This window comes from Marinovum algicola, from assembly GCF_900109145.1.
GTDB lineage: Bacteria > Pseudomonadota > Alphaproteobacteria > Rhodobacterales > Rhodobacteraceae > Marinovum > Marinovum algicola.
In genome coordinates, this window is the sequence record NZ_FNYY01000005.1 from 146,689 (window position 1) to 168,563 (window position 21,875).

The window sequence follows — 21,875 nt, forward strand, 5'->3', positions numbered from 1 at the left end:
GCAATTAGACCTTGAGGTTCGGAATGATCTGCTTCTTGCGGCTGACCACGCCGGGCAGGACCAGCGTGTCGCCGGCGGCTTCGGCGTCAAAGCTCTTGGCGGCGACGTTTTTCACCAGCTCGTTGGGCACCAGCAGGGTCGATTCCTCGTTCAGGATGTCGACCACGAAGAGCAGCACCTGATCGACGCCATCCTCTTTCGCCACCTCCTGCATCGAGGTCATCAGGCTGTCCTTGCGGTCGAGGACAGTCTTGGGCGCGGTGGTTTCCAGCACCGAGACGCGGAATTTGGTGTCGCCGACGCCATATTCCTTGGAATCCATCCGCAGCAGCTCGGCGTCGGAAAACGCCGAGACGTCGGATTTCGCGGCGAACATCTTTTCCGCCAGGTCGCCGATCTCGACACCGAGATCCTTGGCCAGCGCTTCGGCGATGGCGCGGTCTTCCTGCGTGGTGGTGGGCGAGCGGAATTCCAGCGTGTCGGAAATGATGCAGGACAGCATCGCGCCCTTGATCGCCTTCGGGGCCTGCGCCAGATCGTCGCCGATCATCTTGTACATGATGGTCGCGGTGCAGGCGAGCGGCTCGATGCGGATGTCGATCGGGCCCTTGGTTTCCAGCCCGCCGACCAGCTTGTGGTGGTCGATGATGGCCTGGATGTCGGCGTCGTTGATCCCCTCGGGCAGCTCGGCCGGGTTGTTGGTGTCGACGATGACGACCGGCGCATCGGCGGCGACGCCGGAAATGATCTCGGGCTTGTCGAGGCCCCAATGCGCGAGCACGAAGGCGGCTTCGGTATTGGGCTCGCCCAGCAGCTTGGGCGCGGCGGGGGTGCCCTTGATCTCGGAGAGATACCAGGCCCAGACGATGGGCGCGCCGGTGGAATCGGTGTCGGGGGATTTATGGCCGAAAACCTGGATGGTCATGAATGTCGTCCTCGGGGAGATGGGATGTTTCGCGCCTTATAGGCGGCAGGTTCCGCGATGTCACGGGGGCGGGTAAGGGTGCGACGATGGGTGGGGTTTCGCGCCCGGCTCCGCTTTAGCGCAGGATCGGCGGCTTGTCGGGGTCGCTGCCGGGGGCGGGGCGATCCTCCGGTGTCGGCGGCTGCGGCAGGTCGAAGCGCAGCCCGTGGCGCGCCAGCGTCGCCGCCATCGGATCGCTGGTGGCAAAGAAGGCCACGTCAAGCGCCGCCGCCTCCAGCCCGGAAAAGGTCAAGGCCTCGTTGATCGCCCGCGCCAGCGCCGGCTCGGCCCCCGGTGTCGCGCCGACAAAGCCCAGCAGGTGGCCGCGCGCGCCGCCGGTATAGGTAACGCCCGCCAGATAGGCAAAACGCGCCAGCCCGCCGGCGCTGGCCAGCTTGGCATCGAGCGCGGTCAGCAGCGCCTCAGGCAGGCCGCGCGGCGCGGTGATCTCTTCGGGCCGCGCCTCGGCCTCGGCGGGGCCGTCCGACAGGGTCTCGGCCAGCCAGTCGACCGCTTCGGGCGGGATCAGGATCTGCGACGGCGCCACCTCGGGGTTGACCGCCAGTCCGATGCCCTGACCGGCCAGCATGCCGGCAATCGCCCGTCCCGAGAGCGCGACATAAGGCGAGATCCGGCCGGTGAATCGCGCCAGCCGCTCTTCGCGGTCGAAGACCAGCACGAAGCGCGCATCGGCCACGTCGAACAGCTCGGGCTCGACGTTCTCGCCCTCGGGCGCGCCGGCGAGCAGCAGAAAGACCTCGCCATCGGCCAGCCGCTCGTAAAACCGCAGGCGCGCGGCGTCATCTTCGGGCGCCGCCTCCATCGCGGCATGGGCCAGGTCGAGCGGCGTGGGGTCTGTCATCTCGGCATCTCCTTGCCTCGTGTCCGGGGAAACGGCGGCAGATCGGCCGCGGGCCCCGGGGTTGCTTTCGCTCTCGGGTAGTGCGCCCGGGCCGACGAGGCAAGCGAAAGGCGCCGACAACATCGGCTCAGCCCGCCAGAACCTCGCGCACGCGGCGTTGCAGTTCCGGCACCAGATCGGCCTCGAACCAGGGGTTCCTCTTCAGCCAGCCGGTGTTGCGCCAGGAGGGATGGGGCAGGGGGATGACGCCCTCGGGCGCCGCGCGCCAGTCCTGCACCACCTCGGTGACCGGGCGGCGCGTGCCCAGATGCCATTTCTGGGCATGGCCGCCGATCACGAGCTTGAGCCGCAGGTTGGGCATCGATGCCATCGCCCGACTGTGCCAGGTTTCGGAACAGAGCCGTGGCGGCGGCAGATCGCTGCCGTTGGCGTCATAGCCGGGAAAGCAGAAGCTGTTGGGCAGGATGGCGATGCGGCTGCGGTCGTAGAAGGTGTCCTTGTCCACTCCCAGCCAGTGCCGCAGCCGGTCGCCCGACCGGTCCCAGAATGGCACCCCGGCCTCATGCACCCGCAGCCCCGGCGCCTGGCTCGCGATCAGCAGCCGTGCCGCTGGATCGAACCAGACCACCGGCCGCGGGGTATGCCGGGTGCGGGTCGCGGCAAATCGCGCGGCGCAGAGCCGGCAGGCAGAGATCGCGGTGTGCAGGTCGCTCATGCTGCTTAGATAGGCCCGGGCCGGACGGACACAAGCCGGCACCGACAAAGCCGCGCCGGAGCAGGCCGAAGCAGCGCGGCGTGTCTTGCGCCGGCGCCCCGCAGGCTCGACTTTCGCCGGCAGACCTGCTTTCTGCGGGGACGTCTGCCGCCGCGCGTCGCGCAACAGCGTGCCTTGGGCCGGCGGCGCAGCGCCGAGCCGGGAGAAAGAGCCAATGACCAGCACCACGGGCGGCACGTCCCGCGAGGGAATTATCCGGATCGCGACCCGCAGATCGGTTGTCACCCGCGCGTTTCGCGTGGCGATTGTGGTCGGGACCGTTCTGGGGCTGCTCAACCACGGCGACGCGATCCTTGCGGGAACGGTGAACGCCGGGCAATTCGCCAAGATCTGCCTGACCTTCCTGGTGCCCTTTTCGGTCTCGACCTATTCCTCGGTACTGGCCATCCGCGAGCGCGATGCCGGCTGACCGGAAATCAAGGGGCGCCAAGGCTGACCGCGCGACGCTGCGGTTGGACGGAATTGGCCTTTAAAGCGCTGATCTTGAAGAGGTCTTGGGTCTAAATGGTGCCCGGGGGCGGCACCACTGCCACACTATTGCCTTATTTTTCTCAGTGACTTACCGGAAAAAATGCGCGATCACAGTCGAAAAACTGTACATAGAAGTGTCTATAGGATTGGCCCATTTGACCCGCACCCTGCATAAGTTGAAAGACAGCGCACTGCGCGCCGCCATGAACAAGGATGTCACATTGCATGATGGGGGCGGCCTCTACTTCGTCAGCACCGCGACTGGTGCTGCGTCATTCCATTACAGATACCAGATCGACAAGCGTACAACCAAGATGGGCTTGGGTCCTTACCCGACCGTGTCGCTCGCTGACGCGAGGGAGCAGCACAAATACTGGCAGCGGCTGAAAAGTTTGGGGCGAGACCCCAAAACAGCTAGAGACGCAGAGAGGGCCGGCAGCGCACGAAACTACCGAACGGTAGACAACATCTTCACGACGTTCTTTGAGACCCACAAGCGCTCTCTGAAGGGCGAGGGAGAGGCTGGGCGATGGTGGTCGCCAGTCAAGCATCACGTTCTACCGCACCTTGGACACGAGACCGTAGAGACCTTAACTGCCGACAAGATCGTGGCAGCTTTCGAACCGATTTGGACCTCAAAGAAAGACACGGCACGTAAGGCATTCAACCGGTTCCGAATGGCAATGGAATACGCAAGGGCAGATGAAGCGTTTGACCTCCAGATAATAGAAGACGCCTTCAGAAAGCTTGGTCCGCAAGGCAAGCACAAACGCGTGTCTGCACGTGCGTTGCATTGGAAAGAATGGCCCCCTGTTTATGCAGATCTAACAAGTTCCATGACTCACACTGCACTAAAACTGATGGTGCTGACTGTTGTAAGGACATCCAACATTCGCTTCATGCGTTGGGATCAAGTCGATCGCCGTCAGGCGATTTGGACGCTCGCGGAGGAGGATACGAAAACAGGCCAACCCTTCCGAGTCCCATTGCAGAAGCAGGCGATTACATTGCTGATGCAGGCCGATCGGTGGCGGGACGCCTCTGGGTACGTATTCCCTGTACCCAAGAACAAGCGGGGTGTACTATCAGAAAATGCGTTCCTCCAGTATTTCAAAAGGCAGAACATCGACACAACAGGCCACGGCATCCGCTCAACCGTGACAGACTTCCTTCGTGAGACCGATCGCGCAGACCAAGAACTTTCTGAACTGGCGCTCGCGCACCAAACTAAGAAAGAAGTCACCGCCGCTTACTTCAGAAGCGATCTCTTGGAGCAGCGCAGGGCGATCATGCAAGAATGGGCGGATTTTGTAACGCAAGGCGCGGTCACCAAAATCATCAACGCACAACAGGACAAAGACACCGACCGCTACCTGCGCTTCTTGGAAACATTGGATGAAGAAGCCCTCAGAAAAGTAGAAGCTGGCTTGCCTGCGTACGACGTGGATAAATGGTATCGAAAAGACCTAACGCCGGATGATTTGGCTGAGGACTTACCTGATTAATTCTTGAAGGCGAGGGGACCCAATAGGGCAGGGGGTGTCTTGAGAGATACCTCCCTACAGCGGCTATGGACCAGTGCGAGTGCAACCGGGAAGAAGTTGCATTAATAATGCCCTACGCCATTCTCGCGCCCTCCGGAAACTCACGCTTCAACGAAAAAGCATTGACTTGCGAAAATCTCGAATCTATTTATCAAGCATCGAAACCGCCGAACGCTCCGGCACAAGACTTCATGAGCGAATCAGGAGACGTCACATGACGCGTTCAATTCAAAATCGTTGGAGACCTTTCCTGTAAGTTTCGAGGTCTCCGCTTAGAAAGGAGACCCAGCATGGCGCTAGACCAGAATAAGAACAGTTTCAACGAAAATTTCGTTGAGATCGATGAGCAAGGCACCTTCGAATATGACACGGGAGAGTGTCCTGCGCTCGTACCCGTGTACCTCGGCTCAACTTCTGGCCTCAGCGGGATGGCAGAAGATGAATGGGCGGGCCTAGAAGAACTCTTGCAAGCGCCTTCCAGCGATCCTCGATCAGACTGGGAGCTTGCTGCTGCATGTCTCACAGCGCATGAACTTTTTTCAAAACATGGGTTGCATGTTGATCTGTCCTGTCAAAACTGGCAACCGACCAAGAAGCAAGCGGCGATCCTGATCAGCTTTGTAGAACAGAGGTTTTCCGATTGGCCTGTGGGCGACAGAACCTTGGAATTCGCATACCGCGATGCACGCTGCATCCTTTTCCAGCAGAAGTTGGAGGCCTATGATCGCCAACGGGTGGCTGAAGAGAAATCAAAGCAGCCACGAGCCAAGGTAAAGAAACCGACGGCCTTCGCACAGATCGACAAAGCCCTTGCCGGGGTCAAGGCGCGCATTGACTCTCTGGAACTTGACGCCCTCATCCGCCGCCTGTGCCGGACGATCAACTTCAAAACTGATCTTCAAGCGATGAACTACCTTGTGGATCGCTTTGTCGAGAGCAATCACGTCCACTTAGGGAAGCGCGATGCGCGAAAAGTTGTAAATCGAATTGTAGCCGAGCAGGCCTCGGCAAACCGCCCAAAGCGCGGAGCGGATACAATCCCTGTGGTGAACGAATGGTCTGACCATGAAATGGCTGAGTTCGCACAGGATCGGCTTGACGAAGCAGTGGATGCGAATGGTGATCCTGTAATCTATGTGTTCAAGGGCGATGTATGTGATCTGCACGAAGGTAGCCGCAGGATGCTCAGTGAGGCGCAATTCGGTACGATTCTCGACTCAAATACGCGGTGGCTTCGCAGGAAGGGCGAGGATGACAAGAGGATTGAATTCGCCCCTAAGCAGATCGTAAGGCACAACTACAATCGGCTAGACAAGAAATATGCGGTCCTTGCTGAGGTAAAGTCTTCGCCCTACTTTACTTCGAACGGACGTCGGGTCGACACTGCTGGGTATGACAAGTTATCCGAAACGTTCCTTGACTGTGAGTTAGATGTGCCAGCCGTTAGTGCTGAACCTTCGCCCGAGGAAGTCCACGACGCAAAGCAGCTATTGATCGAAGAAATGATGGGCGATTTCCCCTTTGAGGGGATTCTTGACCGCTGCGAACGCATGAATCGCGGCTTGCACAACGTACCCGGCAGCCAGCCAATGCCTTCAATAGCCCACGCAGTCTGTATGTGTATCGAACGCTCCGTTCGCGATTTAATCGCTGGCCCAACTCCTGTTTATGCTCCAACAAAGCCGGCACCCGGGACTGGAGCTGGCCGACTAGTAGGCGCAATTACACTTGCAGCGACCGGAAGAAAGGCAGCGGCAGAGCCTATGCCTTCGTCAGACGAAGAGTATGCCAAGGTAATGGGCGCACACATCAATCATTCTTCCGAGTTCACCTTCTTCGACAACATGAACGCAGCAATCTCTCTGGGTTCATTCGCGTCAAACGTGTCTGAAGGCAGGGTGCGGACGCGCCTTTTGGGGTCCAGTCGCATGGTGGAGGCAGACGTCCGCCATACATGGGTCGCCGCTGCCAACAACATCAAGGGAACTAGCGAAATCCTTCGCCGAATGGTCATGATTGAACTCGACGCGAAGACGCCGAACCCTGAAAACAGGACGGGCTTTCGCCATTCTGATCTGGAATCTTGGACTCAGGAAAACCGACCCAAGCTGGTCTGGGCGATCCTGACATTGGTTCAGAACTGGGTCGCCAAGGGGATGAAGCCATGGACCGGGAGGCCGAAGGCAAGCTTCGAGTCATGGAGCCGCGTTATGGGAGGAATCCTTCGCGACGCAGGAATCCGAGGGTTCTTGGAAAATGAGGCGCGTCTCCGCTCATATGGTGCGATCGGTGGCGACAATGGGGTTGAGATGTTCATTCAGCACCTTGCATCTACCCATTGCGATGGAACCTTGTTCCGGGCCGGCGGCACCGCTGAGATACGAGGACGTAAGGGAGTTGCAGTCTTTAGTATCAAGGATGAATTGAACGTGGCGGATGACGGCAAGCCTCTCCTGTTGGACGGCTGGGGCTACAATCGTGATGATGGGAGCTACAATCATGCGCGCGGCATCGTCACCGCTTTCCGCGAGACTGCCCGCCGTGCATATGAGGTAACTTCATTCGAGGGTGATGAGGAAGTGCGGTACGCGATCAGTTTCACGGAGGCTCCCGACCCGCAGTCTCAAAACCAATACTTCTGGGAAATGAGCAAGCGCCGGATCAACTGATGCGCCGTCGTTGTCACCCCCCGCGTTAGCGGGGGGCAATCCTGTGCAGTGTTGCGGGCATGGGCTGGCGGATGCGGGGTTCAGCGGGTTTGAAGGTCCGCAGCCCCGCACCCCTGTTTTTCTTGGTTCTTTTGCAGCGAAGGTCTCCGTTGCGGGCTTGAAGTTCGTTCTAGGTCTTCCTTCGGATCCTGATATCTTTCGGTGCTTCAAAAGAACCTATGATCGCTTCGGTACACACGAGGGACGAACCGATCAGGCGAGAAAACATGCTTACATCCGCTCGTGGATTCTCGCGGAATATAGCCCGCAGTCCGCAGGATTCGCCCAAGCCTATGAAATATAGCGTTTTCTTGACGCGGGCATGTGCCCGCACACCCCCGCGACAAGTCCGCGTGTTCGAATCGTTGCGAGTGCTAGGTTTGAGGCTCTCTATGCTGCAAGGTGCTCACCGCACGACGTCCGATTTGAGTATACGCTAAACGGACATGAGAAAGTCGTTCAGATGTGTCAGATTAGACTTAACGAATCATTTATCAGACAGTATGGTTAATACAGATAGTCAAATCGGACACTGGAGTTCAGCAGATGGGTGAAGTGATAGGCTACGCACGGGTTTCTAGTGCAGGCCAGAAACTAGATGTTCAGAGCGCCGCCCTAGCGGGCGCAGGTTGCGAGCGGATATTCGCGGAGAAGAAGAGCGGAACGAAAAGGCAGGGGCGCGTCGAATTGGAACGCATGATGGACTACGTCCGGAAGGGCGACACCGTCGTCTGCGTCCGTTTGGATCGTCTCGCGCGTTCAACACGCGATCTGCTGCAAATCGCTGAGACACTGGAAGAGAAAGGCGTGAACCTCAAAGTGCTTGAACAGGAAATCGACACCGGCACCCCCGCCGGTCGTTTGTTCTTTACGATGATCGCGGCAATAGGTGAATTCGAAACAGAACTTCGCAAAGAGCGTCAGCGCGAAGGAATTGATGCAGCCTTGGCCAAAGGTATAGACAGCCCGTTCAGGGGACGGCCTGCCAAAATTCAACTAAAAGACGTTCAGGCAGCACTTGAAGCGAATAATGGTTCCAAAGCCGCCGCTGCTCGCGAACTGGGCATCAGCCGAGACAGCGTTTATCGGATAGTCCGTGAACAGTAGTCTTGGTCGCGGGTGTTGGAGATTCCAGATGAGCATAGCACCTCCAACCTCAATACTCCTGAGAACAAAACCAATCTGACCTTGCAAGCGCTAAGAACATGACCCTTCGCCAGTTGTTTATTGGAAGAGCTAGGGTTTGGCTCTTTTCCAATAAATAGTTGGAGAACTCATCGGCGCTGAAGTTCAGCAAACTCGTTGCGCGAGTTTGGATAGTCTCTGGGAGATCAGCGGCAGCTTCAGTTCCGAACTTTTCGGCTAGGCCATATTCTATGAAATGCGCCTCAACCCTTTGCTGAGCAAAAGCCTCCCAGTGTTCCGGCGCTTGAACGAAGAACTCGACCACGGGCGGACTGGCCTCGATAACTTGCGCGAAGACCCATTGTTCTGAGAAGTACTTCTGGTCGTCAAAATACGGGTGCAACACCTGCGCAGCCATCTCTTCAGGGTAGGAATTGAGCTTGTCAGAATTGCAGTCACGGCAACAAGGAACAAGATTTCCGGGTACGACTGAATAGGTTGGAAAATTCGCTTTTGGAACGAAGTGATCGAGAGTTCTCACGTGACCGATGCCCCCGCAAAAAGGGCACTTGCCATTGGCGCTGACTTTAATCTGTTGGTAGATGTTCCGCCCGGGCTTTCCTTCCGGCCTTAGGTACCGCTCGTACAGATTAATCAAATGTGACTTTCGCAATTCTCCAAAGACCTCTTGGTCGACACCTCGAAGAGACGGAATTCTTGGCAGCAAGTACAATTCCCCAGCGGCGGCTTTCGCAACGTAGTCATGCTCAATGGGGGCACATGGCGCTAGGTTGTCTCGATACCGACTCTCTATCGCCGCAGGACCGACACCATCCATGCAAGCCTCAAAAGCCTCTTCGAAGCTAATTTCGGGTGCTACTAGTCGCTTCATTATTGGCTCTGCCGACTTTTCTCGTGCAAAAGAGATCTAAGGATTGCACGTCCTTCAAATCCTATCTGTTCGTCGAAGACATCCAGTATATCCTCATAGGAACTGCTAGTTTCAGCTTCTTTTTGCAGAAGCGCATTGAACCCTGACTTTGCAACCTCCAGTCCAAACACCTCTCTCGTAAGCAGGCCAACATTCTCAGCAAAGGTTTCAACATCGGGACGCGACGATGACGAAGCAAGTCCCGAACGCGTTATTTTCCAGACGCATGATTTCGGCACCTCTTGAAGTACAACCGGGGAGTGCGTTGCAATTATTGCCACGCCATTACGGTCGTGCAGCAATTCGCTCAAGCTTCTGACGAGCGCAGACAACAGTGGGGGATGCAAGTGGCTTTCAGGTTCGTCAAACAAAACAAGTGTCTTTTCTTCAACCCGTGATACGAGCTTGGTAATCGTTAGAAGAACAATTGCATGTCCAGAGCTCATAGTTTGAATACGTTCGAGGGCTTCATCAGCGAGTGTTCTCCCGCGAAGCTCCGAAAGCTCTTCGAGCGCCTTCTCTGCAAAGTTGTCATCCGATGCCAACGTCTGAACGGCTTTGAGCCAGCGTTTCCGTTTTCCCGGTTCACTCAAGCAAAGCTTCAGGCTTTCGACGAATTCAGTATGCAGGTCAGAAATCGGCTTTAAAAGTGTCCCGCTTTCATCCTCATCGTCCTTAAGACCTATGTAAAAGTAGCAAGTCCCTTTCTTTGGGTCCGGTTGCTCCGGTGGGGGAGCGAAGGGGTCGAAAGCACTGAACGAAACTGAGACTAGACTACTGAAAAAATCATCACCGATGGGCTCGTTCCCGAACAGGTTCCTCTCTTGAAATTCCCCCGCCGTATCGCCTGTTTCCAAAATGGAGTAGATCATTTGGTTCAAGAGCGTCGTCTTTCCCACCCCATTCCTGCCGATTATGGCATGAATGTTAGAGCTAGGCTTGGAATTGGCTTTCACCTTAAAATCAAGAGTATAGCCGGCGAATTCTTTGTCTTCTGGCAGAACGAAACAGAAGTCGAAGTCAGTAACCGGGACCCCACCTGCAAGTACCCGACGGAACTGTTCCTCGATAGTGTTGATGCTTACTCCGCGCAGATGTGAGGTTTGGAAAACGGACTCTTCACAAGCAAGTTCCAAGAGCTTTCGATTGTGAACTACGTCCTTCAGCGCCTCAAGGTATTCCTCCCGGAACTCTTCAGAGTAATCCCTCGCAAGTTCATGATAGTAGTCGACGTCTGTTCCCAACGAGAAATAGCCCTCAGGAAGCTCAGTAAATGGCTCATCAAGCGTCGAGTAAGTTGAGGTTTCTTCCGTTTGCCCCACAAAGCCAATCTTTACGTTGCTAAGCTGGTTTTGCTCTCCGTTTTCGTCGAATACGTAAACCTCGAACATCGTCACGAACGAATAGTCGTTCCAGCGGTCGACCTTCAGGTAGACCGTGTTGACCCCCTTGGAAGGAACCGAAGTGTCTCTTGAAATGACGCGAAACTGCATGGCTCAGTCGATATCCAGCGGCGGAAGGCCGTTCACGATCTTCATCGTTTCAATGCTGACGGTGATCACCCGTTGGAATAGCTCCAGCGGATATTTGGGATCGCCGACCGTCTCGTTGGCGTAGTCGTTGGCGTCGTTGACGATGCCGCTTTTCTTGTCGGTCTTCACGACCTGCCGTTCCATCACCCATTCCAGCGCGGGCTTGCCGTTGACGACGTAGTCGTAGGCCTCAAGCGGAATATTCTGGAGCGTGATGTTGTCGTTGTAGATGACGGTCGTGAGGTCCTTTTCCTTGCCCTTGCCGCCCCACTTCCATTTGGTGGTGTGCTTGACGCGGTAGAACGCGACGGGATCGCTCTGGGCCTCCGGGATAAGCCGGTGATCGCCTTCTTTGAACGTGACCATATATGGCTCAACGCTCTCAAAGTTCACATGCAGATCGCCCAGCGCGCGGCCTGCGTCGCGGAAGGCGACGAAATCGGCGAAGGTGCGGACCGCCGGGATACGGGGCAGCGCCTTGGCGAGGTTGTTGGCGAACCGCTCGCGGTAGTCGGGCGAATGCAGCAGGCCGTAGATGTAATAGAACAGGTCTTCCTTGCTGATCTCTTCGCCCGAATAGGCGGCTTGGAAATGCGCGCGGCCCTCATCGGTAATTGCATCGCGGCGGGTGAGGCCGACTGTCTGATCGCCTGAGGCGGCGAAGAGGCCGTCACCGGGTTGGGCTTCTTCATAGAGATAGAGAGGAAAACACTTACTCTTTTCGATCATGTCGTAATTTGGGAGCACATCCACACAAAGCACAGAGAAGCCGCTACGTGCGCCTTTGCCTGAAAGGCAGATTATCCTCGAATCTTCAGGAACCAATGCGAAGCCTCCGGCGCGCTCAATTATGCTCCCATCATAGTAGAGGTATGTCTTTTCGAATGGGCGGAACGTTGCCAACCTCGTTCGGTCGCTTTTGAATCTGAGCCGCTTACCCCGCTCGAAGGTTTTTTCTAGGTCTGCGGACCATTTGATCCGCTTTGGATCGCGAACAACGTCCTTTAGAGAAGCTTTTTCGGCGACTTCGGCGTTAAAAGTTTCCATCGTCTCGCGGACATTTATTTGCAGCTTCGTTTCGGAAAACCCATAAACCCAAGTATCGCGGGCTGTAGATACACCATTCGAAAACGTCGCGAACACCGTAGGTTGATCATCTGCTGATCGAGACCCGATCTCTATGTATTTATCGAAGCTGGCGTCCACCTGATCAAGCCAGTCGTTCTTCTCGTCGGGAGTGATGGTCTCCCAACCAACGCTCTTGGCAATCCCATCAATAGAGCCAAAGTTCCGAATAACATTCTTCTTTTCAGCAGTTGTAAGGTCTGGACCAATATCGTGAAAATGTATCCGGCCATGATCGGTTTTTCCCGTATTCTTGACCAGAACAGCTATGGAAATGCCGGTCATACTGCCGGACTCAAAAATATTTTGGCCTTCACGGGCCGCCCCCTTGGAGAGCATGCTCTTCCGCACGTCGCCACGAAGATGAAAAATGTAGAGATCGCTGAACTCTTCAACGAGACACTTGCGCATCCCATCAGCATAGCCCCGTTCGATCCATGCGCTTCCAGCAACAAATGCCATTACGCCCGCATCGCCTATCCGATCTGACGCCCAGCGAAACGCTCTTATGTAGCTGTTGTATAGCTGATTTTTCAGTTTAGCTTTGGATGCCTCTGCGTAACTGTCACGGATCGCTGAATCGAGCTGAGGATAGCTAATGTTAGCAGCATCGTCGTTCGCGTTTTCTTGTCCACCAGAGTAAGGCGGATTGCCGATGATCACGCGGATATCCAGCGCCTTTTGCTTGGTCCGGCGTTCCGAGTTGTCGGGCAGGAGATTGGCGACCATATCGCGCTCTTGCTCGTACATCTGGAAAGTATCGGTCAGCAGAATGCCCTTGAACGGCTCATAGGGAGCATCCTTGTTCAACTCTCCCTGCGCCAGCTCGTGATAGACCGTCTCGATGTTCACAGCGGCGATGTAATAGGCCAACAGCACGATCTCGTTGGCGTGAATCTCGTTCTTGTATTTGTGCTCCAGCTCTTCCGGCGCGATCAGGCCGGATTGCAGCAAGCGGGTGATGAAGGTGCCCGTTCCAGTGAAGGGGTCAAGGATGTGGACACCTTGGGACCCTAGCGTTTGTCCAAACTGGGCCTTCAGCACGTCGTTGACAGAATGCAGGATGAAGTCGACCACTTCGACGGGGGTGTAGACGATGCCAAGGCGCTGGGTGAGGACAGGGAACGCGCCTTTGAAAAAGCTGTCGTAAAGCTTCAGGATCAGCTCTTGCCGCCCGTTTGCCGTGACCACATTCTCTGCACGGCGCTGGACGCTGGCGTAGAACTTTTCAAGGCTTTCGGATTCCTTAGACAGGTTGTGCTGGTGAAGCTGGCCCAGCACGATCTCCATCGCGCGGGAGACCGGGTTTTCCTTTGTGAAATCGCTGCTTTTGAACAGGGCGTCGAAGACGGGTTTGGTGATGAGGTGCTGGGCGAGCATCTCAATCGCTTCGTCTTCGGTGATCTCGGGGTTTAGGTCGTCTTGGAGTTCAGCAAGGAAGGCGAGGAAGGCTTCGCGCTCTGGCCCTTCCTGCGCGACGATGGTCTTGATGCGGGTGATGTGGGTCTGGGCGATCTCTGCGATGTCCTTGGCCCATTTATCCCAGTATTCGCGGGTTCCGCATTTCTCGACGATCTTCGCCATGATGGCGCGGGTGAACTCGTCAAAGACAAAGGCTTGTTGCGCGTCAGCGTCGTCCGTTCTGCGTGGCGCTGGGCCCTCCTTGCCAATCTCCGAACCGGGTTTGCTGCGCTTCTGCTTGTTGGTGTCGAAGTCGTCGACGACGGCTGTCAGTTCCCTCAGCTCGCTCTCCGAGGATATGCTGACCAGCTCTACCTTGTCGCTGATATCCTCGCCCAGTTCGGCTTGGTTGATGCGGGCGTCCAGACGCTCGTCGTGGGCGCGTAGGGCGTTGAGGATTTGCCAGACGACCTTGTACCGCTCGTTGTCGTTGAGGGCGTCCTCTGGCTTCGTATTGGGCGGAATGGCGACGGGCAGGATCACATAGCCCAGCTTCTTGCCTTCAGCGCGCCGCATAACGCGGCCTACAGACTGCACAACGTCGATCTGGCTCTTACGGGGGTGCATGAACATGATCGCGTCCAGAGCGGGCACGTCGACGCCCTCAGAAAGCACCTTGGCATTGGTGAGAATGCGGCACGTGTTGTCGCCTGCGTCCGCCTTTAGCCAGTTGAGCATTTCCTCCCGCGAGCTGGCGTTGTAGCTGCCATCAACATGGCGAACTTCGGTGCTTAGATGGCGGTCGTCTTCGATCAGGTCGTTGCCAACGTATTCGTCGACCACTTTTGTGAACTCGCCTTCGATGATCTCGGATTTCTTGATGGTTTGACAGAAGGCCAGCGCGCGTTTCATGGGGCGCGAATCAAATTCGAGGTCCTTCGCGAGGTCGCTTTTCGTCAGAGCCTTATAACAACCGATGATCTTTGTCGCGTCATCCAGCGTTAGCTCTGGGCCATCCTTCAGACGGTTCTGAATGGTCTGCGAGACCAAGCCTTCGTCAACGGCGAGTACAACCACCTTATAGTCTGTCAGAAGCTGGTTCTCGACGGCCCAACCAAAGCCCCGGTGAAACAGGTCTTTGCCAAACTTGGCCTCGTCATCCATCGACGCGAGTTTAGCGTCATAGTCATCGGCCTTGCGCTTGGCCGTATCCGCGAAGATGCGCGGCGTCGCGGTCATGTAAAGGCGCTTCTTTGCCGCGACATAGTCGTTGTCGTGGATGCGAACAAAGTTGCTGTCGTCCTCGTCCTTCAGCGTTACGCCTGTGGTTCGGTGTGCCTCGTCACAGATCACCAAATCGAACACCGGTAGTTCGTGGTATTTTTGGGCGCGGGTGAGGACGTCAATGGAATGGTAGGTGGAGAAGACCACTGTCATCTGATCTGAGGGCGCAGACAGAACCTGACGGGCGAGTTTTTCGGGGTCTGTCGTCGCCGGGAAGGCCAGATCATGAACGTTTAGATCAAGGCTGTCAGCGTCAGCTCTGCGGCCGACCTTCGTATCAGAACAGGCGGAGAATGCGGTGAACGGATGCTCTCTGTCGTTCGTCCACTCCCGAACGGTCTGGGACATCAGTGCAAGCGATGGGACCATGAACAGAACGCGCTTTCCCGGACCTGCCAGTGTTTCCGCAATTCGTAGCCCCGTGAAGGTCTTACCCGTCCCGCACGCCATGATCAGCTTACCGCGATCTGCGGTTTCCAGCCCTGCCTGTACTTCGCGCAATGCATCCCGCTGATGATCGCGGAGTTGTTTCTTGGGTGCTAGGCTAACCGTGCCAGAACGGATAAACTGGGACCAATCAATGCGGCTTGCCTCAAGCTCTGCGACGCTGATCCGGTTCCAATCCTTTGAGAGCTTATCCAGCGTTTCCTGTGTGTTGCGACCAAGCTCTTTGTGCGTTGTGTCCGCGATTACTAGCCGGGTGAACAGATCATTGGATGATGCCGAGATAAAGCTGTCGATATCGGGCTTTTGGATGGTGTGGTTGGGTGCATAGAACTTGCACTGGATCGCCGCATAGCCAGAACCGTCCGACAGAGTCCCTACAAGATCGATTCCGGTGTCAGTGTTGCTCCAGCCTTGCGACGTTGCCCAATCGGCGAACGGCTCAACTTTCGAATAAAACTGACGTTGAATGTCGTCGTTCTCCATAAATACCCGAACAAGGCGTTCGAAATAGTCGCCTTTCTCTCGTTCGGTCCGCGCTGACGCGCGATACTCATTCAAAATGTCTTGTAGAAGCACCCGTAACGACCTCAGTTTATTGATTTTGTTGTTTTGGCTATTCGCCTCTCCAAAACCCTAGCGTGCATTGTGCGGACCGTCTAGCCAACCGAGACAGCGGGCGAAATGAATGCAGCCGAAAGTCACAGACGGCGAACTGTACATAGAGATGTACATGGCAACATTTGCCATGCGGCCTAAGCCATTGTTAAAAAAGGTGTATTTTTTAGCAAATGGTGCCCGGGGGCGGAATCGAACCACCGACACGAGGATTTTCAATCCACTGCTCTACCCCTGAGCTACCCGGGCACGGGAGAACGCGTTGCGTTCGGGTGGATGCCTTCTAGGAGAGCCGTGCCGGAGTGTCCAGTGGGTTTTTGCAAATTTCTGCCCCCCGGCACGGCATTTCTTCACTCCGCCGCACGTCGCCAGATCAGCCCCTGGTCGCCGCCGAGCTTGGAGCTGGCCAGCGGGCGGTAAACCGCTGCCAGCACTTCCAGATCCGACGAGGTCGTGAGGGTCAGGTAGGCCTCGAGCCAGGCGAGGTTGTAGGCCGAGATCTCGCGGCTGCCGTCGAAATAGCTCTGCTCCTCGCCGGTGATCTCGCGGGTGGTGGCGCCGTCGGTCAGATCGTCGAGCACAAAGCCCACCACGCGGTCGAGCGCGGCGTCGCAGCGCGCCCCCGGGGCGAAACCGTGATCGGCCAGCAGGCGCGAGGCCACCACGAGCGGTGCCACCGCGTGCATCTGGTAGTGGAAGGCCAGCCGACCGCGGGTCATCTCCTGCGGCAGGCTGCCATCGGGGGCGGCGGTGCAGAGCACGTAATCGGTCGACCAGGCAGCCCAGCCGCGCAACAGCCGATCGCCGCCCAGATCGGCGATGGCCGCCACGCCGAGCGCCGCCCAGGCGCGCAGATTGCCCTGGCGGGCGCCGCCGGGGGCCTGTTCCCAGAAACCGAGCTGGCGATAGGCCAGGGCGCTCAGCCAGCGCTGGATGGCCGAGAGATCTTCGTGCCGGGTGGCATGGGGCACGATCTGGCGCAGGGCCAGCCCCAGACCGGCCAGCCGCGCGCCAATGGTGAGCTGGGCGGTCTCGGTGGCCAGCGTCTCGAGCGCGCCGGCCTCGGCCCAGGTCGCAAGCTGGGCGATCACGCAATCGGCGATCACGGCTTTCTGCGCGCCTGGTTCATACACCCGGTTGGCCAGTTCGGCGAGGTCGCGGATGAAATCGTCCAGCGGCGCCAGCGCGGCTTCGGCGGCGGCCTCGGCGGCCGGGTCGATCTCGGAGCGGGTCGCGCCTTGATCGGCGTAGCGGCTGTCATAGGCGAGCGTCAGCACCGGCGCCGGCGGTTCCGGGCAGGTCAGGGCCAGCGCCGGCGCAGCAAGCCCGAGGCTCAGCGCAGCCGCAGCCAGCGCGCCAGATCCGCGGCGTCTGAATCTCCGCCGGTGGCGGCTTTGTCGAGCCATTCGAGGGCCTCCGTTTCATTGCGGGCGACGCCCGCGCCCATGGCAAGGTTGCGGCCAAGTTCCGCCATCGCCGGCACCGCGCCCGCGTGGGCGGCGGCGCGCAGGGCGGTGATGGCCTCGGCCAGGGATTGCGCCGTTGTGGCACGGTTTTGCAGCAGCCGGGCGTGACGCCAGAGCGCCTCCGGCTCGCCTGCTGCGGCGATCCGGGCCACCAGCTGCGGGAAATCGAACGTTTCGTCGATCGCCCGGCGCAGCTCCTCCGGTGCGGCGAGGTATTGTTCGAAGGCGCGCGGCAGGGTGTCGCCGCGGTCAACCAGTGCCTTGAAATGCGCGGCCGCCTGTTGCGGCGCGTAACTCGCCAGATCGGGCTGCGCGGTCAGGTGAAACAGCCGCCACTGGCCTTGCAGGTCTCCGGCCCGGTCGCGGGCGACAACCTGCGCGGGCCCCGGTGCCGGCCGGGTGTCGAATCCGGCCATCTGGCCATTGGTCAGTCGCAGTTTTGACAGGGTGTTGTGACCGGCGATGGCCAGCCCGATCTGGCGCCAGTGAAACGACATCGGCGCCGTGCCGTGGATTGCATGTGCCTCGCCCAGTTCGTCGGTGTCCTTGGTGGAACAGGCCATCAGGCTGACCGCGCGGTCGAAGTAATCGTCGCGCTTGGTTTCGGCGACGTGGGGCAGGGCGAACATCATGGCGAGAAAATCGCCACGGTCGTCGATGATCCCGGCAAATTCGTCAAAGACCCGGCGTTCGGCTTCCGGCGTCTTGCCAAGCCGCGCCAGCAGTCGGATCGCGGCACCTTCGCCCCGGTGGCTGGCCTGGCGCAGCAGGTGCCGCACTTCTTCGGCCATGGCCGGGTTCATGCCGCTGTCGTTGATCATCGCGACCGAGAGATCGAGCGCGGTGGTCACGCCATTGTTGAGATAGACCCGGCGGAAGAATTCCAGCGCCAGCGCCCGTTCCGCCGGATTGGTGGCCAGCGCAAACTCGAGCTTGGCGAACTCTTCCAACGTCTTATCGGAATTGTCGGTGCGGTCGGCCCAGATCCGCTGTGCCGTCTCGGTGGCGATCGGGTCGCGCTGCACGAGTTGCAGGTAATGGGCGAGGGACAGGGTGCGCCCGTCCAACGCCTGCGATTGCAGACGGGCCAGACGCCAGGGGTCCTTGTAGGGATCGAGCGCCATCAGGTTCGACGGCGTCAGCGCCACCATCTTGTGCGTGGTGCCGGCATAGGCCCGCGCCCAGGGTTCGGCCTGATCCAGCAGCGGCGCATCGGGCGCCTGGCAGCGGAACAGCCGGTCGAGGTCGTTCATTGCGGCGGCGTCGCGGTGGCGCGTGGCGGCCAGGGTCAAGAGGTCGACGGCGCGGTTGAGCTGCGCGGGATCGTCGCGATAGCGCAGCAGCCTGGCGGCAAGCGCGCGCATGCCCGCGGGGTCGTTGCGGGCGGTGGCGATCTCGAGCTGCGCGATGATCTCGTCTTCGCCGGCCCAGCGGCCGAGCCGCACCGAAAGCTCCTGCGCCAGCTGGGTAAAGACCAGGCCGGGCGCGCCGGGAATGGTGGCGATCTCGCGCAGATAGGTGAGGTAGGGCCCCGAGAGGCTGGTCTCCATGGCATCGATGTTCACGCCGGTCTGCAACAGCGGCGTCAGCGAGGCGCGGCGGCGGCCGCGGTCGTCGGCCTGGGTATGGGCGAGGATCTCGCGCAGGGTGTCGGCGTCGATGCCGCCCTCCTCGAGCCGCCCCCGGGAACCGTCATCGACCACGATGCCGCGGGCCACGGCGCGCCGGAGATAATGCAACATCTCGGCGCTGTCCTGATCTTCGGCCGCGGCCGAGAGATGAAATTCCACCATCCGCCAGGCCGCCCTGGCCGAACCCAGATCGGCGGCGAAGCGATACCACGCCCAGCCGATCTCGGCATTGCGGCGGACAATGCCTCCGGTGAGGTATTCGTGTGCGATGCGTTCGGCGCGGGCACAGACGCCACTGTCCATCTGTCCCAGCAGCCCGCCAAAGGCCATGGTGGCGGTCAGATCCTCCGGCGCGTCCCAGCCGGGCAGGGGGCGCGCTTCGGCCATGCGCCGCGCCACCAAAAGGAGCGCTTCGGGGTGACCGGCAAAGGCCGCCTCGAGGATCAGGTCATCGGCGGCGGAGGTGTCGGCGGGAGTGCCGATACCATTGCGATGGAACTGCGCCAGCTGCATTTTCTGGCCGTTGGTCAGCAGCGGGCGTTGCGCCGTCAGCTGCGCCACAAGCCCGGCCTGTTCAAGCGCATCGAAGCGGCCGGCGTCGATGTGCAGACCGATCAGGTCGATCAGCTCGGCCGCCCCTGAAAAGCGCGCGTCCGCGCTCGACAGCCGCGCGCGCAGGGTGGCGATAAAGTCGAAATGCCGGTCGGGATCGGCGCTCTGATAACGGCGGATGTCGCGTTGCAGATAGCGGGCGCGTTCCATCTCGGTCAGCGCGTCCTCGTCGCCGGGGCTGCCGTCGTCGACGCGCCGCTCGGCCGCGGCGCGGCCGCAGAGCGATTGTTCCTCGACCGCCGGCGGCAGGAAGGCCAGATCGAGCGGCACGGCCGGCAGCGCCGCCGGCGCCAAGAGCGCCATTACGCAGGGCGCACCCAGAAGACGGCTCAGCGCAGACATGCCCGCACCTCCGCATGCTCGCCGAAATCCACGTCCAGCGTCACCGCGACCGAGCTGACGCCCGCGCTCCAGAGACCGGTCATCGGCGCATAGAACCGCCCGCTGGGCAGCTGCGCCCGGTGGCGCAGGATTTCGCGGTGGCGGGTCTCGCCCGCGTCATTGCCAAAGGCCAGAACCGCGCGGCGGGCCGGGGCGCCCGCGGCATCGACAAACAGCATGTGCGCACTCTCCGTATCAAGCGTCGAAAGATCGACGCGCAGGGTCTTGGGATCGTCGGCGTCGCGCGCGACTTCGAGGGGGATGTCGCAGCGGTGGCGCGCGGCGGCGATCAGTTCGGCCATCGGCTGGTCGTCATGAAGCCCCGGGGCCTCGGCCTGGGGCAGTTCCCAGACCAGCACGCTGGGCCGGGCGTTCTGAAACTCGGCCGAGGTCAGATAGGTGGAAATCGCCGCAAAGGCACCACCACCCGGCACCGAATATTGCACCACGTCGAGCCCGGTTTGCTGCGCCAGAAAGCCGGCGAAATTGGCCTCCGGCGTGTCGGAATGCTCGCTGCCCACCAAGGCGACAACGCCCCTCGCGCCCTCGGCGGTAAAGGTACGGCTGGTCTTCCAGGTCGCGGTTTCGGCCGGCGGCAGCGGCTCGGCGCAGGAGCGTTGGCGGACAAGGCGGGCGTGCGAGGCCACGCTGGCCGAACCGGTGGGCACCGTCTCGAACCGGCCTTGCGCCAGCGCATCGATCCCCGGCACCGCCTTGATCGCGGCGCCGATGGCGGCGGCGGCCAAGCGCGCTCCTTCGGCGGTCAGCCGCGGATCGGTGCGGAAATAGGGCAGGGGGCCGGTGGCGTCGACCATTTCGGCGCGCAGATCGACGGCGCGCACCCCGGCCGCCTGCAATTGCGACAGCGCGTCGAGATAGACCGTGGTGGCCAGCGAATAGTCAAAGCCGTAATTGGTGGTGGCGGGAGACAGGTATTTCGGCATCGCCAGCGATTTCACCGGCACCGGCGCATAGATCAGTGCCGTCCCCTTCGCGGCCAGCGCCTGCGTGAGTGTGGCGAGATCGGCGATTGTCTCCGGCGCCATCGGGTGATGATTGTGCAGGTCGGGATGCAGGCGAAAGAACACGCCCTCGCGCCCCTCGACGCTGGCCATGAACTGCCCTTCTGCCAAGCCGCGGCAGCCATAGCCCGAAGCCGCCGCCGGCCCCGCCAGTCCCAGACTGGCCACACCCAGCCCCAGCATCGCCGCGGCGGCGCGCCGCCGGAATGTTGCGCATCGCGTCATCATGTCGCCTCCCTGTGCCGCTGCCGCGCCTCGGCGCTCCGGCGCAGGCTTTGCGCCATGGTGCGGACCGGCAGATCGCCCGTGCGTTCGGCCAGCTCGAGATAGCCGATCACCCGGGTCAGCGCCGCCGCATCCAGATCGTCGCGGCTCAGATCCTTCATCGCCAGTGCCAGCACCATGCGCGCGCCGCCCTCCTGACGGATGCGGGCGCGGGTGGCCTCGGACATCGGACCAAACAGCTTGCCCGGACCATTGAGCGCGATCAGCGCATCCTGGGCCAGGCTGTTGCCGGCCCAGGCATGGGGATAGAGCACGCGGATAAATTGCGACACGCGGTGTTTCGGCTCGCGCGCGGGGTCGAGCAGGTAGAGCGCCGCGACAAAATCGTCGAACAGGCCCTGCCGACCGGCGCCCGAGGCGATGCTGGCGTAATAGGCGATGTCAGAGGCATGTTCCGCCGGGCCGCGTGGCCGCAGGCGCTTGACCATGCGCAGTGCCGCCAGCCCGTCCCCGGCCTCGGCCAGCCGGCGCAGATCGGCGTCGCGCAGCGGCCTGTTGCCGACCATCGCCTTGCGCAGCCGCCGCAGTTCGGCGGTGGGCAACTGGCGGGTGTGGGTGATGCCACGGTCGACCACTACGGCGATCCTGCGACTTTCGGGGGCTGCCGGCAGGGTCAGCGGCTGGGCGAGGCCGGCGCTGGCCAGCGTCCCGGCCAGCACCGTTGCCAGCACGATGGTTCGGCGCATTGCCATGG

General features: G+C 59.9%; 14 protein-coding genes and 1 tRNA gene. 4 read left to right on the forward strand and 11 right to left on the reverse strand.

The window, feature by feature from the left end; genetic code table 11:
• Positions 1–4: 4 nt before the first annotated feature.
• The 3 genes from BMW90_RS09375 to BMW90_RS09385 form a co-directional block, all read right to left on the reverse strand.
• Positions 5–925, reverse strand: coding sequence for a manganese-dependent inorganic pyrophosphatase (locus tag BMW90_RS09375; protein ID WP_074836265.1), 921 nt, complete (start codon positions 923–925; stop codon positions 5–7).
• Between the two features lie 115 nt (positions 926–1,040).
• On the reverse strand, positions 1,041–1,826 hold the full coding sequence (locus BMW90_RS09380; protein WP_074836266.1) for an SseB family protein: 786 nt from the start codon (positions 1,824–1,826) through the stop codon (positions 1,041–1,043).
• Positions 1,827–1,953: 127 nt separating this feature from the next.
• The gene (locus tag BMW90_RS09385) at positions 1,954–2,541 is read right to left on the reverse strand and encodes a uracil-DNA glycosylase family protein (RefSeq protein ID WP_074836268.1); all 588 of its coding nucleotides are present in this window, start codon (positions 2,539–2,541) and stop codon (positions 1,954–1,956) included.
• 214 nt (positions 2,542–2,755) lie between these two features.
• Here BMW90_RS09385 and nrtS point away from each other — a divergent pair, with 214 nt between their 5' ends.
• The 4 genes from nrtS (at position 2,756) to BMW90_RS09405 (ending at position 8,431) form a co-directional block, all read left to right on the forward strand.
• A complete protein-coding gene (gene nrtS, locus BMW90_RS09390) occupies positions 2,756–3,010 on the forward strand; it encodes a nitrate/nitrite transporter NrtS (RefSeq protein WP_074836269.1) in 255 nt (84 codons plus the stop codon).
• Between the two features lie 217 nt (positions 3,011–3,227).
• Complete coding sequence (locus tag BMW90_RS09395; RefSeq protein WP_139211293.1) at positions 3,228–4,577, forward strand: tyrosine-type recombinase/integrase; 1,350 nt, start codon at positions 3,228–3,230, stop codon at positions 4,575–4,577.
• Between the two features lie 329 nt (positions 4,578–4,906).
• Positions 4,907–7,285, forward strand: a complete 2,379-nt coding sequence (locus BMW90_RS09400; protein WP_074836272.1) for a hypothetical protein — start codon at positions 4,907–4,909, stop codon at positions 7,283–7,285.
• A 585-nt stretch (positions 7,286–7,870) separates the two neighbouring features.
• Positions 7,871–8,431: a recombinase family protein gene (locus BMW90_RS09405; protein WP_074836274.1), complete on the forward strand. Its 561-nt coding sequence runs from the start codon at positions 7,871–7,873 to the stop codon at positions 8,429–8,431.
• 49 nt (positions 8,432–8,480) lie between these two features.
• Here the strand turns inward: BMW90_RS09405 and BMW90_RS26320 are convergent, their stop codons facing one another.
• From BMW90_RS26320 to BMW90_RS09445, 8 genes are all read right to left on the reverse strand, one after another.
• Positions 8,481–9,341 carry an HNH endonuclease gene (locus tag BMW90_RS26320; RefSeq protein ID WP_074836275.1) on the reverse strand — a complete coding sequence of 287 codons (861 nt, stop codon included), beginning with the start codon at positions 9,339–9,341 and terminating at the stop codon, positions 8,481–8,483.
• Positions 9,341–10,873: an AAA family ATPase gene (locus BMW90_RS09415; RefSeq protein ID WP_074836277.1), complete on the reverse strand. Its 1,533-nt coding sequence runs from the start codon at positions 10,871–10,873 to the stop codon at positions 9,341–9,343. Before BMW90_RS09415 ends, BMW90_RS26320 begins: the two co-directional genes overlap by 1 nt.
• A gap of 3 nt (positions 10,874–10,876) precedes the next feature.
• Positions 10,877–15,745, reverse strand: coding sequence for a DEAD/DEAH box helicase (locus tag BMW90_RS09420; RefSeq protein ID WP_074836278.1), 4,869 nt, complete (start codon positions 15,743–15,745; stop codon positions 10,877–10,879).
• Between the two features lie 213 nt (positions 15,746–15,958).
• Positions 15,959–16,033 (reverse strand) — tRNA-Phe (locus tag BMW90_RS09425).
• 101 nt (positions 16,034–16,134) lie between these two features.
• Positions 16,135–17,190 carry an alginate lyase family protein gene (locus tag BMW90_RS09430; protein WP_074836280.1) on the reverse strand — a complete coding sequence of 352 codons (1,056 nt, stop codon included), beginning with the start codon at positions 17,188–17,190 and terminating at the stop codon, positions 16,135–16,137.
• On the reverse strand, positions 17,118–19,835 hold the full coding sequence (locus tag BMW90_RS09435) for an SEL1-like repeat protein (protein WP_083416007.1): 2,718 nt from the start codon (positions 19,833–19,835) through the stop codon (positions 17,118–17,120). The genes BMW90_RS09430 and BMW90_RS09435 overlap by 73 nt, the downstream gene beginning before the upstream one ends.
• Positions 19,823–21,121: an alginate O-acetyltransferase AlgX-related protein gene (locus BMW90_RS09440; protein ID WP_170850530.1), complete on the reverse strand. Its 1,299-nt coding sequence runs from the start codon at positions 21,119–21,121 to the stop codon at positions 19,823–19,825. The genes BMW90_RS09435 and BMW90_RS09440 overlap by 13 nt, the downstream gene beginning before the upstream one ends.
• Positions 21,121–21,873 (reverse strand): hypothetical protein, encoded by a 753-nt coding sequence (locus BMW90_RS09445; RefSeq protein WP_074836286.1) that lies wholly within the window; start codon positions 21,871–21,873, stop codon positions 21,121–21,123. The genes BMW90_RS09440 and BMW90_RS09445 overlap by 1 nt, the downstream gene beginning before the upstream one ends.
• Between the last annotated feature and the right edge of the window lie 2 nt (positions 21,874–21,875).